Origin of the sequence: Sandarakinorhabdus cyanobacteriorum (assembly GCF_002251755.1) — a bacterium.
Lineage (GTDB): Bacteria > Pseudomonadota > Alphaproteobacteria > Sphingomonadales > Sphingomonadaceae > Sandarakinorhabdus > Sandarakinorhabdus cyanobacteriorum.
This window is the reverse complement of sequence record NZ_NOXT01000060.1, coordinates 1-15,711: the sequence shown is the minus strand read 5'-3', so window position 1 is coordinate 15,711 and position 15,711 is coordinate 1. Positions and strand designations below refer to the sequence as shown.

Below are 15,711 nucleotides of genomic sequence, written 5' to 3'. Positions count from 1 at the left end.
ATCGGCAACGCCCTGACAGGAAGGCTCATGAATAAGGTGGGTTAACCACGGGCGCTGGGGCGAGGCGGCGACCTTGGGAATTTCGCTCATCGTGTCTGGGGGTTACCATGAATTACAAACTGCTTGTCGCAGCAGGTCTTTTTGCATCCACCGCCCAAGCTGCGCTCGCAGCGCCGGCGCTGACCGCCGAGTTTGCCAACCCGCGGGTCGCCGCTTCGGTGGTGGCTGACGATGTTGATATGTCGGCCCTGCGCGCGCCGACCAGCATCACGGTGACTGCAAGGGGAATCACCGCCACGGCCACCAAGAAGATTGTTGGCACCACTTCCACCGGGACGGCGGCAGCCAATGGTGATCCGATCTATCATGGCCGCCAGCCAGCCCACAGCGGCGTGGCGCAGATGACGATGAACTTTGGCGCTGCTGGCAGCTTCGTCTGCTCGGGCGCGCTGATGCAAGATCGCATCCACGTGCTCACCGCCGCCCACTGCGTCAGCAACGGCGCCGGTACGCCCAACCCGGTGAGCACCACGGTGCGCTTCAACCGCAGCGCGAACCCTGATCAGGTGGTTCAGGGTGTGGCCACCTCCACCTCGGACATTGCCGTGATGTCGGCTGCGCAATATTTTGTGCACCCAGATTATACCGGTGAAGTGATCGACCAGAACGATATCGCCATCATTCGCCTCACGCAAGCGGCGCCGTTGTGGGTGCAATCTTATCGCATCTCCACCGAGTTCAACCTGCGCGGTGAACAATTTGAAGTCGCGGGCTATGGCGCGCGTGGTCCCGATGGTCGTGGTGGGGCTCAGTTCGGCACTGGCCGCCTGCGCTCGGGTGAAAATGAATGGGACTTCCGCTTTGGCGCTGGTGTGTTCCAGGATTTCTTCACCCAACGCGACAGCAATGGTGAGGCGTTCTTTGGATTTGCCGACTATGAACACAGCTGGGTGTCTGACTTTGATGGACTCGCCGGCGCCAACAATGCCAGCTGCCTGATTGCCAGCGCGTTCACCACCAACCTCGCCCGCTACTGTGATGGCGCGATCGGCCCGCGTGAAGCCAGCACGGCCGTTGGCGATTCGGGTGGTCCCAACTTCATCAATGGTCGTCTGGCCGGCATCACTTCTTATGGTCTCTCGTTTGGCGGCACATTTGGAGACAGTGATGGCGCCCGGAACAGCAGCTTTGGTGAATTTGCCGGCGTTGTTCCGGTCAACATCCACCGCGGTTTCATCCAGGCGAGCACCGGCATTGCCGTGCCGGAACCGTCGAGCTGGGCCATGCTGATCGCCGGCTTCGGCCTGATCGGCGCCACCCTGCGCCGCCGCCGGGCCGCCATGGCCTGATCGGCGCCTTCGGGCCAGAAATCAGGGCCGGTGGGGTGATCCCCCACCGGCCCTTTTTTCACGCCACGCAAATGTGAAAATCGGTTGGATCAGGGCAGCACCACCGCATCCACCACGTGGATGACACCGTTGGACTGGAACACATCGCCCTGGCGCACATGGCTCATGCCGCCTTTGGCATCACGCAGCATGATCATGCTGCCCATCATGCTGGCCGAGAGCTTACCGCCCTGCACGGTGGTCAGTTCGGCCTTGCCGCCGCCGGCCTTGATCGCTGCCATGATATCGGCGGCCGACAGGCGGCCGGGCACGACATGATAGGTGAGCACGGCGGTGAGCGTGGCCTTGTTTTCCGGCTTCAGCAGATTGTCCACCGTGCCGGCCGGCAGCTTGGCAAAGGCGGCGTTGGTGGGCGCAAACACGGTGAACGGGCCCTTGCCCTTCAGCGTGTCCACCAGGCCGGCGGCCTTCACGGCGGCGACCAGCGTGGTATGATCGGCGCTGTTCACGGCATTGTCGATGATGTCACGGCTGGGCAGCATGGGGGCACCGCCCACGATCGGCTGGGCCACCACGGGGGCGAGGCCGGCTGCCGCAATGGCGAACAGCGCGGCGCGCAGGGCTGACGTCGAACGCATCACAAAACTCCATTTCAATCCAGGCCCGCCGGAATAGGCAGGCCGGCCCCAGATACGTCGCAACGCTGGCGCGGGGATGAACGCCACTTGCCGCTGCGACGAAAGGTGCGGAACCGGCGGCGGCCGGCTCAGCCGGCGGCGAGTGCGCCGGTGGCAATCACCGGCCCGGTGGGTGCGCCGGTGGGCGAACCGCCAATGGGTTCGATCGAAATGGCGAGAATGCTGCCTTCCTTCAGGCCGGCCAGCCGGCCCTTGGGAATGCTGTGGGCGCTGCCAGCGGAAATATCGATCACGCCCAGCGAACGCGGCGGGTTGCTGCCTTCGATCACCCACAATTCCGGCACCTTGCCGGCACCGGCATCACTCTGCGCGACCGGCGCAAAGCGCACCTGGCCGCTGGCCGGATCATAGGCGGCGGCGAGCAGCGGCTTGCCATCGCTGCCGGCCAGGGTGGCGCGCAGGGTCGGGCCCTCCGCCACGGCAGGCGCAAGATCCGGCGCACCCGGCGGCGCGCTGATCATGGCACCGGCGATGGCAGCCGCCACCGGCGCCCCTATGCCCAGCCCACGCCACAGCGCCAGATTGTGCCACCAACCGCGCGCAGGCGCAGGCGCCGGTGCTGCGGCGGCACGCGGGGCGACGGAAATGGTTTCGGCGGCAATCGCTGCCCACAGGCTGGCGGGCGGCGCGACCGGTGCGGTGCCCTCGTCCAGCGGGGCCAGCTGTTGCTGCCAGCGCTCCACCCGGGCGCGGAACTCGGGATCGCCCACCAGGCGCAGTTCGGCCGCCTTGCGCTCGGCCCGGCCCAGCGCGCCCAGCGCATAGTCCATGGCGAGGGCTTCATCCTCGGTCAGGCCAGTGAGGCCGCTGTCGGGGGTTGACGCTGCGCTCATGCCTCCCCGCCTTCCAGATGGCCGCGCATGCGCATCAGGCCACGCCGCACCCAGCTTTTCAACGTGCCCACCGGCACCTGTTCCCGCGCTGCGAGTTCATCATAGGTGACGCCTTCGAAATAGCAGGCGCGGATGGCGGCAGCATGGCGCGGCTCCAGCTGGGCCAGCGCCTGGGCCAGCCGGCGCGCCTCCTGGCTGGCCACCAGCCCGGCATCGGGGGCAGGGCCATCATCGGCCAGGCCAAGGGCATCTTCCACCGGGGCCATCGGCCGGGCCGGGCGGGCGCGCAGCCGGTCGATGGCGCGGTTGCGCGCGATGGTTGCCGCCCAGGTGATCGGGCTGGCGCGGGCCGGATCGAAGGTGGCCGCCTTGCGCCAAACCGTCACAAACACCTCCTGCAACACATCTTCGGCTTCCTGCCGCTCGGGCAAGATACGCAGGATCACGCCGAATAGTTTTGCACTGGTCCGATCGTAAAAAATTTGAAAGGCAGCGGCGTCGCCATCGGCCGCGCGCAGCAGCAGCCGGGACAGCTCGGCAGCGCCGGCAGAGGGCTGCTGGCTGCTCACCGCGCCCCCGGCATCTGGATGGGTCCATGTGCGCTGCCGGTGATGAACTGGCGCACATAGGGGTTGTCACAGCCGTCTAGGCTGGCCAGCGGCCCTTGCCAGATGATCACGCCCCCGTGCAGCATCGCCACCCTGTCTGCCACAGTCCGCACGCTGTGCATATCATGCGTGATGGTCAGCGCGGTGATTTTCAATTGGGTGGCAAGTTCGCGGATCAGATCGTTGATCACCGCCGCTGTGATCGGATCGAGCCCGGCGGTGGGTTCATCGAAGAAGATGATCGGCGGCCGCGGCGCGATGGCGCGGGCCAGGGCCACCCGCTTCTGCATGCCGCCCGACAGTTCGGAGGGCTTCAGATCGGCGACCTCGGGCCCCAGGCCCACCCGGGCCAGATTGTCGATGGCGGCGGCGCGGCGGCTGGCGGCGCTGCCCTCCAGCGCGAAGCTGACATTGCGCCAGACGGGGAGGGAATCGAACAGCGCGCCGCCCTGGAACAACATGCCGAAGCGGGCGCGATGGGCATCCAGCGCCGCGCCCTTCAGGCCCACCACCTCGTGGCCATCCACCTTGATCGAACCCGAATCGGGCGCGATCAGGCCCAGGATGATCTTCAGCGTGACGGATTTGCCGGTGCCCGATCCGCCGATGATCACCAGGCTTTCGCCCGGCATCACCGCCAGATCCACGCCGGCCAGCACCTGGCGGCTGCCAAAGCGCTTGGCCAGGCCGGCCAATTGGATGCGCGGGATCGTCATGATCCGAACACGATCACGGTGATGACCAGATTGGCCAGCAGGATCAGGATGAAGCTGGAGACGACAGCATTGGTGGTCGCCTTGCCAACGCCGGCCGCGCCGCCGCCGCTGCGATAGCCGTGATAACAGCCCATCAGCGCGATGAAGAAGCCGAACACCGCCGACTTGACCAGCGAGGAGATCACATCGTCCGCCTCGAGATAGCGGGCGGTGGTGGCAAGATATTGCGCCGAATTGAAGCCCAGCCGCTGGGTGGCGAGCAGCCAGCCGCCCATCACGCCCAGCGCGTTGGAGACCAGCACCAGCACCGGCATCACCAGCACGGCGGCCAGGATGCGCGGGGCCACTAGCCAGCGGAAGGGATCGGTGCGCAGGGTGACCAGTGCATCGATCTGCTCGGTCACCCGCATGGTGCCCAGTTCGGCCGCCATGGCGCTGGCCACCCGGCCGGCGACCATCAGGCCGCCCAGCACCGGGCCAAGCTCGCGCACCACGCCGATCACGGTGACGGCCGGTACGGTGGAGGCGGCGTTGAAGCGGCTGCCGCCGATGAAGATCTGTTGCGCCAGCGCCGATCCGGTGAAAATGGCGGTGAGGCCAACCACCGGCAGCGACAGCCAGCCGATCACCAGCATCTGGTTGAACCATTGCGCCGGATACCAGGGCGGCTGCAGCAGGCGCAGCAGCGCCGTGCCGGCAAAACGCGCCACCCGGCCAATGGCGGCAAAGCCAGCCAGCACCGAGGCGCCTATCGCCACCAATGGGTTCATCGCCACACCCGTTCAAAGCGGTGGCCCAGCGCCACCAGCAGTTCATAGCTGGTGCGGCCGGACAATGCAGCCATGGCTTCGGGATCAAAGGGAATTTCCAGCCAGTCGCCTTCCGCGAGTGGCGGGGCATCGGTGACATCGAACGCCGCCAGATCCATGGAGATGCGCCCGGCCGCCGGGCAGCGCACGCCGTCGGCCAGCGCCCAACCCGCATTCGAAAGCCCGCGGGCATAGCCATCGGCATAGCCGATCGCGGCAGTCGCGATGCGGCTGGGCCGGGTGGCGACGAAGGCCGCGCCATAGCCAACGGCAGCGCCGGCCGGCACATCGCGCAGCTGGATGATGCGGGCCGCCATGCGCGCAACCGTCCGCGATGGCCGGCCATCGGGCAGCAGGCCGCCGCCATAAAGGCCAACGCCAGGCCGGATCAGATCGAAATGCCAGGCCGGGCCCAAGGCGGCGCCAGCCGAATTGGCCAGCGCATAAAGCCCGGCCGGCACGCGGGCTGCGACATCGGCGAAACAGGCGCGCTGGGCTTCGTTGAGCGGGTGGGCGGGGTTTTCGGTGCAGGCAAGATGGCTGTGCAGCACGGCGATGGGCAGACCGGCGGCGATGCCGGCCACCGCATCCGGCGCCAGGCCCAGCCGGTTCATGCCGGTATCGACCATCAGTTCAACCGGCCGCCCGGTCTGCCGCCACAACGCCACCTGGGCCGCAGTGGCGAGCACCGGCTCGGCCGGCAGGTTGCGCGCGGCTGGCATCGCCTCCGCGCTGATGCCGTGCAGGACGGAAAGGGTGACACCGGCCGGCAGCGGCAGCAGCGGCGGCACTTCGTGCCAGTGGGCAACATAGAATCGCCGGCAGCCGGCTGCGGCCAGCCGTTCCAGCACGGCGCGGGCGCCCAGGCCATAGCCATCGGCCTTGATGGCGGCGCCGGCTTCGGCCCGCCCACAGGCGGCAAAATCGCGCCAGTTCGCCACCAGCGCATCGCCATCCAGCAGCAGCCGGGCTTCGAAAGGCGGGATCACATCCACGCCACAGGGATTAGCGGCCTTGTTCATGGCGGCGCAAGCCATTCAGGTGTAACAGGGGTTCATGACCAAGACCCTGATCGCCCCTGTTCTTGCCGCTGTTCTGGCCCTTGCCGCCGCGCCCGTGCTGGCACAGGCCCAGCCCAAGCCCGACACCGAATTCTGCGCCGCCAAGCGCAAGCAGGATCCGGGCGGCATCTGCACGGCCAAGGGCGAATATGTGACGCCGGAAAAGGTCTACAAACCCGATGGCACGGTGATCAACCGCAGCACGGGCGATTAATCGAACAGCGAGCTGACCGAGCTTTCCTCGGCGGTGCGGCGCATGGCTTCGGCCAGCAGCGGCGCGATGGTGATGCGGCGGATCTTCTGGGCCGCCTTCACGGCGGCGGTGGCGGCAATCGAATCGGTGACCACCAGTTCCGATAGCGCCGATCCATCGACGCGGGCGACGGCCCCGCCCGACAGCACCCCGTGGCTGACATAGGCGGTGGCGCTGGCCGCGCCGGCTTCGAGCAGGGCAGCCGCCGCGTTGCACAGCGTGCCGGCTGAATCGACGATGTCATCCACCAGGATGCAGCGGCGGCCGCGCACATCGCCGATGATGTTCATCACTTCGGATTCGCCCGGCCGTTCGCGGCGCTTGTCGACAATGGCCAGCGGGGCGTTGCCCAGCCGCTTGGCCAGCGCGCGGGCACGCACCACGCCGCCAACGTCGGGGGAGACGACCATCAGTTCCTCCACGCCCATGCGCGCGGTGATGTCGGCCGCCATCACCGGGGCGGCGAACAGATTGTCGGTCGGAATATCGAAAAAGCCCTGGATCTGGCCGGCGTGGAGATCCAGGCTGAGCACGCGGTTGGCGCCGGCCGTGGTGATCAGATTGGCCACCAGCTTGGCCGAAATCGGCGTGCGCGGCCCCGGCTTGCGATCCTGCCGGGCATAGCCGAAATAGGGCACCACCGCCGTGATGCGCCGGGCCGAGGCGCGCTTCAGCGCATCGATGCAGATCAGCAGCTCCATCAGATTGTCGTTGGCCGGCGCGGCGGTGGGCTGCACCACGAACACATCCTCACCGCGGACATTTTCATCAATCTCGACGAAAATCTCCTCGTCGGCAAAGCGGCGGACGGCGGCCTTGGTCAGCGGGATTTCGAGATAGGCGGCGATCGCCTGGGCCAGATCCGGATTGCCGTTGCCCGCCAGGATTTTCATCATCGTCGCCCTTGTTGTTGCCCCGCCAATTGGCGCGGCCATAGCCGGCCTGTCACACGGGTGCAACCTTCACCGGCCTGCGGCAATCAGGGCCTCCACCAGGGGCACATCAGCCGGCGGCATCGGCAGGGCCGGCATCGCCGCCGGCAGCTCCCAGCGCAGCGCCTGGCCATCGCGGCCATGCGGCACCCCCGTCCAGGCCCGGCACCAGTAAAGCAGCATCACCAGATGAAATTCGGGATAGGCGAAGGACACGAAGGTGAAGGGCGCCAGAGCGGGCGCGGTGATGCCCAGCTCCTCCTCCAGCTCGCGCGCCAGGGCGGCTTCGGGCGACTCGCCCGGCTCCAGCTTGCCGCCGGGAAATTCCCACAGGCCGGCCAGCGATTTGCCTTCGGGCCGCTGCGCCAGCAGCACGCGGCCATCCGCATCCACCAGCGCGGCCGCCACCACATGGATGATCCGCATCAGCGCCAGACCACCAGCTTCACCCGGTCCCCGGCCTTCAGCGCCGCGTTCGGCGGCAGCTGGTTCAAGGTCAGGAAGCGTTCCATCTTGCTGTCGTCATAGGCCATGCGCGCAGCCAGGCTGGCCAGCGTGTCGCCAGCGGCGACGCGGGCCACCTGGATGCGGCGGGTGCGGATGCTGCCGGCCTCCTGCGGAGACAGGCGGCGCACGCTGGCCGCCACTGGGGCCACCATCGCGGCCTGGCCCTGCGGCGCCATGCTGATCAGGGTGAAGGCCAGTTGCGGCGTCCAGCGATACACCGTCAATGTCGCCTCCACCGGGCCACCGCGCGTCTGTGCCTGCACGCTGCCCACCAGCGCCTCCAGCCCGTTGATGCGGGTGGCCTGCATGGCGCGCGGCTGCAGGCCCAGTTGCTGCCAGCGCGCGGCGGCAATGGCATTCAGATCGGCCCGGCCATCGGCCATGCGCAGATCAAAGCTGGTGCCGTTGGGGCCGGTTCCGGTCACCGCTTCGGCGCCGTTGTTGAGCGTGAAGCCCTGCGGCGCGTCCAGCGCCAGTTGCAGGGTGGAATGGCGGAAGCTGCGGCCCTGCACGACGCCCTGCGCGGCATCATCATCATAGGGCAGGCCATCGATGGCGTTCAGAAAGGCGTCGCGGTTGTGGGCACGGGCGCCGGCTTTGGCCACAAAGGTCTGGGCTTCGGCGCGGATGCGGGCGACGCGTTCGCCGGTGGCCGGGTGGGTGGAGAGCCATTTCGACGGCTCGGCCCCGCTCTGGCCCTTCAACCGAGCCTCCAGATTGGTCTGCGCGCCCAGCGCAGCCAATATGTCGCCACTGGCCAGCGGATCATAGGCCGCGCTGGTCAGATAACGCACGCCCAGGCTGTCGGCCTGACGCTCCTGCTCGCGGCTGAAGCCCAGCGTGGTCAATTGCGCCACCACCCCGGCGCCCTGGCCGACGATCTGCGATCCGGTCACCGCCCCGGCCAGCCCGGCCAGAATGTTGGACAGGGCGGCCCGCGTCTGCCGCTTCTGGCCATGGCGGGCCGCCACATGTGCCACCTCATGGCCCATGACGAAGGCCAGCTCCGCCTCGTCATTCATCAGGGCCAGCAGCTGGCGGGTGATGTAGACATAACCGCCGGGGATGGCGAAGGCATTGTTCACATTGGAGTTCAGCAACGTGACCGTATAATCCTGCGGACGCGCGCCGCCGCCCGATTGCACCGCGATCTTCTGGCCGACACCGCGCACATAATCGGCCACCGGCCCGCTCATGGCGCCGCCAAATTGCTGGACGATCTGCGGATGGGCCTGCGCGCCCTCCTGGCGTTCGGCTGGTGACAGGCCGGGCGGCGCCTGCGCCAGCGCGGGCGCGGCCACCAGCATCAGGGCAATGAACGGCAAGCGGGCGTTGATCATGCCGCCATCCTAACCGTGCGCGTGCATGCCGGCCAGAGGCGGCAGCGCGGCCCGCCGATCAGAGCGTGCGGCCCATCGCCAGATATTTGGCGCGGCGGTCGCGGATCAGCTGCTGCGGGCTTTTTGCCAGCAGCGGCTGCAGTTCGGCGGCGATGGCCATGGCCAGCGAGGCAATGGCGGCCTGCGGATCGCGGTGGGCACCGCCCAGCGGTTCCGGCACGATGGTGTCGATGACGCCCAGCGCCTTGCAGTCCGCCGCCGTCACCTTCATCGCCTCGGCCGCATCGGCGGCGCGGTTCTGGCCCTTTTCGGCGGTGCGCCACAGGATGGAGGCGCAGCCTTCCGGCGAAATCACCGCATAAACGGCATGTTCGAACATGATCACCCGATCGGCTGCGGCGATACCGATGGCCCCGCCCGACATGCCTTCGCCGGTGATGGCGGCGATGATCGGCACCGGGGCAGCCAGAAAGGCGGCCGTGGCGCGCGCAATGGCTTCGGCCTGGCCGCGGGCTTCGCCGTCAACGCCGGGATAGGCGCCGGCGCTGTCGGCCAGGGTGATCACCGGCACATTGAAACGGCCGGCCAGTTCGACCAGCCGGGCGGCCTTGCGATAGCCTTCGGGCCGGCCCATGCCAAAATTATGCTTCACGCGGGATGCGGTGTCGCTGCCCTTTTCATGGCCGATCACCACCACCGGGATATTCTGGCCGCGCAGCGTGCCGATGCCGCCGATGATGGCTTCATCCTCGCCATAGGCGCGGTCGCCGGCCAGCGGCATGAAATCGGCGACCAGCGCCTTCACCGTGTCGGTGAAGTGCGGGCGCTGCGGATGGCGGGCCACCATCGTCTTCTGCCAGGGCGTCAACCGGGCATAGGTTTCGGCCAGCAGCCGGCGCGCGGCGCCTTCGGCATGGCGGGCGCCTGCTTCATCGCCAGCCGCACGATAATCGGCGGCGCGCTGGGCGATCTGGGCGATCGGCTTTTCAAAGTCGAGATATTGGCTCACGGAGCGAAGGCCTAGGCGAAGTGCCGCAGCGCGGTCAATGGTCCCAGTGTCACACAGTGTGTCACAGCGCCAGTCACGGGGCCTGTCTCATCACCGCTCACTGGCGCTGCCAGCGGAAATACCACACCTCGTGGCCCAGCCGCCGCGCCTTGGCCTCGTAACGCGTCTGCGGCCAATCGGCCGGCCGGGTCAGGAAATCCGCCGCCGTCTCGCCGATCCAGCGGAAATCGCTGCGGCGCTGCATCTGCATCAGCGCCCAGCGGCAGTAAATCGGATGATCGGTGCCAAAGCGGAACTGGCCACCCGGTTTCAGCACGCGGGCAATGCGGTCAATGGGGCCGGGGTTCATGAAGCGGCGCTTGGCATGGCGGGCCTTGGGCCAGGGATCGGGGTGGAGCAGGAACACCCGCTCCACACTGGCGTCTGGCAACCGTTCCAGCACATCCAGCGCATCGCCATGGTGGATGCGCACATTGGCGAGGCCGCCATCGCGCACGGCCATCAGCGCGCCAACCACGCCATCCACAAAGGGTTCGGCGCCGATCAGGCCGACGCCGGGGTTGGCCGCGGCCTGGCCGGCCATATGCTCGCCCTTGCCAAAGCCGATTTCCAGCCACAGCGGCCGGTCATCCCCGAACAGACCCTGCGCCGTGACCGGGCCTTCGGCGGGCACGGCGATCTGCGGCAACAGCTCGGCAAACAGCGCCGCCTGGCCCTGGCGCAGGGCATGGCCCTGCCGGCGGCCATAAAGGCGGCGCAGCGTGGTGGGATCGGAAACGGCCGAATCAGGCCGCACATCGGGGGCAATATCCGTCATGGCGCGCGCCCATGCCCGAAAGCCGGCCTGCGGAAAAGGGCAGGGGGTGCAGCTTGATCCAGATCAAGGCGGGCCAGGCCCCGCACGGCCGACACTGGCCCGGCTTTGCTGGGAGGATTGATCATGGACATGCCGGTGTCTCGCAGGCCCGAGGATGATGGCTGCTGCTGCGATGTGGATGTGCTGGTGGTGGGCGCCGGCATTTCCGGCCTGTCGGCGGCATGGCATCTGCAGAACCGCTTGCCGGGCAAGCGCTTTGTCGTGCTGGAGCGCGAGGCGAGCTATGGCGGCACCTGGCTCACCCACAAATTCCCCGGCATCGGGTCGGATTCCGATCTTTACACCTTCGGTTTCCGCTTCAAGCCGTGGGTGGGGCCGCCGATTGCCACCGCCGCCGAAATCCAGGCCTATCTGGGCGAGATGATCGAGGAGAACGGCCTTGATCGCCACATCCGCTACAATCACAGCATCGAAACCGCCGCGTGGGACAGTGGATCGGCGCGCTGGACGCTGACCGCCCGCCTGCCGGATGGCAGCCGCGCCATGTTCCGCGCCAAGTTCCTGTGGATGGCGCAAGGCTATTATCGGCATCACCAGGGTCATTGGCCGGATTGGCCCGGCATGGCCGATTTCAAGGGGCCGATCCTCCACACCGAGGAGTGGGACGAAGCGACCGATTATGCCGGCAAGCGCGTCGTGCTGATCGGATCGGGCGCGACGGCGGCCACCGTGGTGCCGGCCATGGCGCAAACCGCCGCCCACATCACCATGATCCAGCGCAGCCCAACCTGGTTCATGCCTGGCCGCAACGAGAATGAGCTGGCCGAACTGCTGCGCCCGATCGGAGTGGACGAAGCCACCATCCACGACATCGTGCGCAAGAAGATCATCCATGATCAGGATCAGATCGTGCGCCAGTGCCGCGCCGCGCCCGATGCGGTGGCCGCCGAACTGCTGGCCGGCGTGCAGGCGCTGCTGCCCGACGGCTATGACATGCGGCACTTCACGCCAAGCTATCGCCCGTGGCGGCAGCGGCTGGCGTTCGTGCCGGATGGCGATCTGTTTGCCGGCATCCGCGCCGGCAAGGCCGATGTCGTCACCGGCACCATCGCCCGCTTCACCCTCGATGGCGTGGAGATGGCCGACGGCAGCCACGTGCCGGCCGACATGATCGTGCTGGCCACCGGGTTCAACCTGTGCGTGTTTGGCGACATTGGCTTCTCGATCGACAGCCGGCCGCTGGATCTGGCCGAAACCGTCACCTGGCGCGGCATGATGTTCACCGGCGTGCCCAATCTGGTCTGGGTGTTCGGCTATTTTCGGGCGAGCTGGACCTTGCGGTCCGACCTGATTGCCGAATTCACCTGCCGGCTGCTCGCCCATATGGACGCCAAAGGCGCCGACAGGGTCGAGGTGGCGCTGCCACCCGATCTTGCCGGCAGCCCCGACGGCCTGCAACTGGGCCCTTGGGCCGATCCCGATGATTTCAACCCCAATTATCTCACCCGCGATCAGCATCTGCTGCCGCGCACCGCGCCGGGCGATGAATGGCGCCAAACCCAGGATTACTGGACGGAAAAGGACGTGATCCCGCAGGTCGATCTCGACGGCCCGGCCTTCCACTACAGCCGGGCGACGGTGCCGCTGCCAGCCTGAGACAAAGGCATGGCTTGCGCTTTGCCACCATCTTGCCGCAATAATGACATGGTCGGTGCAACCGCCGGCCGTGACAGAACGGACTATAATGCTTTCGGGTGTGAAATCGCTGGTGATGGGTGGCCGCGAGGTGTGGCCGCTGGTGGAAGGGGGCAAGGGCGTTTCCGCCACCAACCATGCCTCCGCCGGTGCCTGGGCACTGGCTGGCGGGGTCGGCACGGTTTCAGCCGTCAATGCCGACAGTTACGACAGCGATGGCCGCATCATCCCGCAAATCTATCGCGCCGCCACCCGCCGCGACCGCCATGAAGAGCTGATCGCCTATGCCATCGAAGGCGGGGTGCAGCAGGTGCAGCGCGCCTATGACATCGCGGCCAGCGAGCTGAAGCGCGGCATTGGTGCCATCAACATCAACGTGTTGTGGGAAATGGGCGGCGCCCAGCGCGTGCTGCACGGCGTGCTGGAACGCACCAAGGGCCTGGTCAACGGCGTCACCTGCGGCGCCGGCATGCCCTACAAATTGTCCGACATCGCCGCCCAATATGGCGTGCATTATTATCCGATCATCTCGTCCGCCCGTGCCTTCCGGGCCCTGTGGAAGCGCGCCTATTCCAAGGCCGCCGAATGGCTGGGCGCCGTGGTGTATGAAGACCCGTGGCTGGCTGGCGGTCACAACGGCCTGTCCAACGCCGAAGACCCGCGCCAGCCGCAAGACCCTTATCCGCGCGTGGCCGAACTGCGCGCCACCATGCGTGAGCTTGGGGTGCCCGAATCGGTGCCGATCGTGATGGCCGGCGGTGTCTGGCGGCTGGACGAATGGTCCAACTGGCTCGACAATCCGGAACTGGGCCAGGTGGTGTTCCAGTTTGGCACCCGCCCGCTGCTCACCCAGGAAAGCCCGATCCCCGATGCCTGGAAACAGCGGCTGTTCGATCTGAACAAGGGCGATATCCTGCTGCACAAATTCTCGCCGACCGGCTTTTATTCCTCGGCGATCCGCAATCCCTTCCTGCGCTCGCTGGAAGCCCGCAGCGAGCGCCAGATTGCCTTTTCCACCGCCGCCACCGGCGATCACCAGTTCGCGCTGGATGTGGGCGTTGGTTCCAAGCGCTATTTCGTCACCCGCGATGATCTGAACCGCGCGCGGGCATGGCATGGCGAAGGCTTCACCGAAGCGCTGAAAACGCCGGACAACACGCTGGTGTTCGTCACGCCGGCCGAACGCACCACCATCCGCAAGGATCAGGCCGATTGCATGGGCTGCCTGTCGCACTGCGGCTTTTCGGCTTGGGCCGACAATGAGGGCAACAGCACCGGCCGGCTGGCCGATCCGCGCAGCTTCTGCATCCAGAAGACCCTGCAGGAAATCGCCCATGGCGGCGATCCCGATCAGAATCTCGCCTTTGCCGGCCATGCCGCCTATCGCTTTGCCAGCGATCCCTTCTATTCCAACCGCTTCGTGCCCACGGTGAAGCAGCTGGTGGACCGGATCCTCACCGGCGCCTGAGGCGCGCTGCCACCGCCAAGATTGCACTTGCCATCGTCCCCCTTGCCGGCTTTGGTGCCGGCAGGGGGGGATTGTTCATGGTGCGCCATCTGTTTGCCACGGCTGCGGCCATCGCGCTGGCTGGCCCGGCCTTTGCACAACCGGCGCCGCTGCGGCCGGATCAACAGGCGTTTCGCGCGCTCTACAAGGAACTGGTGGAAACCAACACCAGCGTGTCGTCCGGCAGCTGCAATCTGGCGGCCGAGCGGATGGCGGCGTGGTTGAAGGCGGCCGGCTATGCCGATGCCGATATCAAGCTCTTCCCCGGCCCGCCGGAGCGCCCGCTGGACGGCGGGCTGGTGGCAACGCTGCCCGGCAAGGATGCCAAGGCCGGCGCCATCCTGCTGCTGTCGCACCTTGATGTGGTGGAAGCCAAACGCGCCGATTGGGAGCGCGACCCGTTCAGCTTCATCGAGGAGGGCGGCTGGTTCTACGGGCGCGGCGTGAGTGACGACAAGGCGCATGGCGCCATCTTCACCGATACGATGATCCGCCTGAAACAGGCCGGCAAGCCGCTCAGGCGCACGCTGAAACTGGCGCTCACCTGCGGGGAGGAGGGCGGGCCGTTCAACGGCGCCAAATGGCTGGTGGAAAACCACCGCGACTGGATCGAGGCGGAGTTCGCCCTCAACGAAGGCGGCGGCGGCAAGGCCGATGCGACCGGCAAGCCGATCAGCCTGGCCTTCCAGGCCGGCGAGAAGGTCTATCAGGATTTCACCCTGGAAACCCGCAACCCCGGCGGCCACAGCAGCCGGCCGCGCCCCGACAACGCGATCTATGAGCTGGCGGCCGGGCTGGTGCGCCTGTCGCGCACCGATTTCCCGGTGATCCTGTCTGACACGACGCGCGCCTATTTCACCGAAATGGCCCGAATTGCCGATCCGGAAACCGCCACCGCCATCCGGGCGCTGTTGGCCAATCCGGCCGATGCCCATGCCGAATCCATCGTGTCCCGCGATCCGGGCTGGCACAGCACGCTGCGCACCACCTGTGTGGCAACCATGCTGGATGCCGGGCACGCCCGCAACGCCCTGCCCCAGCGCGCCCAGGCCAATGTGAACTGCCGCATGTTCCCCGGTGAAAGCGTCGAAAAGGTGCGCGGCCAGATCATGGAGCGGCTGGGCGATCCAACCATCACAGTGACGCCGCGCGCATCGGAAAATCCGCCGCAGGCCCCGCCGCCGCCGCCGCTCGCGCCGCATATCTATGGCCCGGCGGTGGCCCTGGCGGCCAAGCATTTCCCCGGCATCCCGCTCATCCCCACCATGAGCACGGGGGCCACCGATGGCCGCTATCTCAACGCCGCCGGCATCGCCACCTATGGCATGCCCGGCCGTTTCGGCATGCCCGATGGCAATGGCGTGCACGGCCTCAACGAACGAATTTCGGTTGCCGGCGTGATGAAGGAACGGGATTATCTGTTCGATCTCATCAGCGTGTACGCGAGCAAGTAAGGATATGCCTCCGGCGGGCAGGGTCGCAGACCCTGCACCCGATTATGTTCGATTGGACTGGCTGAGAATGCGTCCGCTTGCGACCCGATTGTGTTGAAAAACTCGGCCTTGCAACGGCGCTAA

General features: G+C 67.1%; 15 protein-coding genes and 2 pseudogenes. 6 read left to right on the top strand and 11 right to left on the bottom strand.

The genetic code is table 11. The annotated features are described in order from the left end of the window. Positions 1-107: 107 nt before the first annotated feature. Positions 108-785 (top strand): annotated as a pseudogene (locus CHU93_RS18230) (trypsin-like serine protease); the annotation flags it as partial. Between the two features lie 465 nt (positions 786-1,250). Next, positions 1,251-1,349 (top strand): annotated as a pseudogene (locus tag CHU93_RS18225) (PEPxxWA-CTERM sorting domain-containing protein); the annotation flags it as partial. A gap of 89 nt (positions 1,350-1,438) precedes the next feature. On the opposite strand, the gene CHU93_RS01885 reads toward CHU93_RS18225, so the two are convergent. The 6 genes from CHU93_RS01885 to CHU93_RS01860 form a co-directional block, all read right to left on the bottom strand. Continuing rightward, entirely contained in the window at positions 1,439-1,987 is a 549-nt protein-coding gene (locus tag CHU93_RS01885) for a fasciclin domain-containing protein (protein WP_086115442.1), read from the bottom strand. A 128-nt stretch (positions 1,988-2,115) separates the two neighbouring features. After that, the gene (locus CHU93_RS01880; protein ID WP_094472506.1) at positions 2,116-2,880 is read right to left on the bottom strand and encodes an anti-sigma factor; all 765 of its coding nucleotides are present in this window, start codon (positions 2,878-2,880) and stop codon (positions 2,116-2,118) included. Continuing rightward, positions 2,877-3,449 (bottom strand): sigma-70 family RNA polymerase sigma factor, encoded by a 573-nt coding sequence (locus tag CHU93_RS01875; RefSeq protein ID WP_279353441.1) that lies wholly within the window; start codon positions 3,447-3,449, stop codon positions 2,877-2,879. Before CHU93_RS01875 ends, CHU93_RS01880 begins: the two co-directional genes overlap by 4 nt. Further along, positions 3,446-4,204, bottom strand: a complete 759-nt coding sequence (locus CHU93_RS01870) for an ABC transporter ATP-binding protein (RefSeq protein WP_094472505.1) — start codon at positions 4,202-4,204, stop codon at positions 3,446-3,448. The genes CHU93_RS01875 and CHU93_RS01870 overlap by 4 nt, the downstream gene beginning before the upstream one ends. Beyond that, positions 4,201-4,974, bottom strand: coding sequence for an MlaE family ABC transporter permease (locus tag CHU93_RS01865; protein WP_094472504.1), 774 nt, complete (start codon positions 4,972-4,974; stop codon positions 4,201-4,203). Before CHU93_RS01865 ends, CHU93_RS01870 begins: the two co-directional genes overlap by 4 nt. Continuing rightward, positions 4,971-6,035: an alanine racemase gene (locus CHU93_RS01860; RefSeq protein ID WP_094472503.1), complete on the bottom strand. Its 1,065-nt coding sequence runs from the start codon at positions 6,033-6,035 to the stop codon at positions 4,971-4,973. The genes CHU93_RS01865 and CHU93_RS01860 overlap by 4 nt, the downstream gene beginning before the upstream one ends. Before the next feature lie 34 nt (positions 6,036-6,069). Between CHU93_RS01860 and CHU93_RS01855 the strand changes: the two genes are divergently transcribed. Continuing rightward, on the top strand, positions 6,070-6,288 hold the full coding sequence (locus CHU93_RS01855) for a hypothetical protein (protein WP_086115437.1): 219 nt from the start codon (positions 6,070-6,072) through the stop codon (positions 6,286-6,288). Here the strand turns inward: CHU93_RS01855 and CHU93_RS01850 are convergent. The 5 genes from CHU93_RS01850 to trmB form a co-directional block, all read right to left on the bottom strand. Continuing rightward, positions 6,285-7,220 (bottom strand): ribose-phosphate pyrophosphokinase, encoded by a 936-nt coding sequence (locus tag CHU93_RS01850; protein ID WP_086116135.1) that lies wholly within the window; start codon positions 7,218-7,220, stop codon positions 6,285-6,287. The two genes, CHU93_RS01855 and CHU93_RS01850, sit on opposite strands and share 4 nt — an antisense overlap. A gap of 69 nt (positions 7,221-7,289) precedes the next feature. Further along, positions 7,290-7,685 (bottom strand): 8-oxo-dGTP diphosphatase MutT, encoded by a 396-nt coding sequence (gene mutT / locus CHU93_RS01845; protein WP_086115436.1) that lies wholly within the window; start codon positions 7,683-7,685, stop codon positions 7,290-7,292. After that, the gene (locus CHU93_RS01840) at positions 7,685-9,106 is read right to left on the bottom strand and encodes a M48 family metalloprotease (RefSeq protein ID WP_094472502.1); all 1,422 of its coding nucleotides are present in this window, start codon (positions 9,104-9,106) and stop codon (positions 7,685-7,687) included. The genes mutT and CHU93_RS01840 overlap by 1 nt, the downstream gene beginning before the upstream one ends. A 58-nt stretch (positions 9,107-9,164) precedes the next feature. Next, positions 9,165-10,115, bottom strand: coding sequence for an acetyl-CoA carboxylase carboxyltransferase subunit alpha (locus CHU93_RS01835; RefSeq protein WP_086115434.1), 951 nt, complete (start codon positions 10,113-10,115; stop codon positions 9,165-9,167). 97 nt (positions 10,116-10,212) lie between these two features. Continuing rightward, positions 10,213-10,932, bottom strand: a complete 720-nt coding sequence (trmB, locus tag CHU93_RS01830; protein ID WP_094472501.1) for a tRNA (guanosine(46)-N7)-methyltransferase TrmB — start codon at positions 10,930-10,932, stop codon at positions 10,213-10,215. A 135-nt stretch (positions 10,933-11,067) separates the two neighbouring features. Here trmB and CHU93_RS01825 point away from each other — a divergent pair, with 135 nt between their 5' ends. The 3 genes from CHU93_RS01825 (at position 11,068) to CHU93_RS01815 (ending at position 15,588) form a co-directional block, all read left to right on the top strand. Further along, positions 11,068-12,588, top strand: coding sequence for a flavin-containing monooxygenase (locus CHU93_RS01825; protein ID WP_243375085.1), 1,521 nt, complete (start codon positions 11,068-11,070; stop codon positions 12,586-12,588). A gap of 88 nt (positions 12,589-12,676) precedes the next feature. Next, a complete protein-coding gene (locus CHU93_RS01820) occupies positions 12,677-14,095 on the top strand; it encodes an NAD(P)H-dependent flavin oxidoreductase (protein ID WP_094472499.1) in 1,419 nt (472 codons plus the stop codon). Positions 14,096-14,172: 77 nt separating this feature from the next. Further along, positions 14,173-15,588, top strand: a complete 1,416-nt coding sequence (locus CHU93_RS01815) for a M20/M25/M40 family metallo-hydrolase (protein WP_094472498.1) — start codon at positions 14,173-14,175, stop codon at positions 15,586-15,588. The last annotated feature ends 123 nt before the right edge of the window (positions 15,589-15,711 follow it).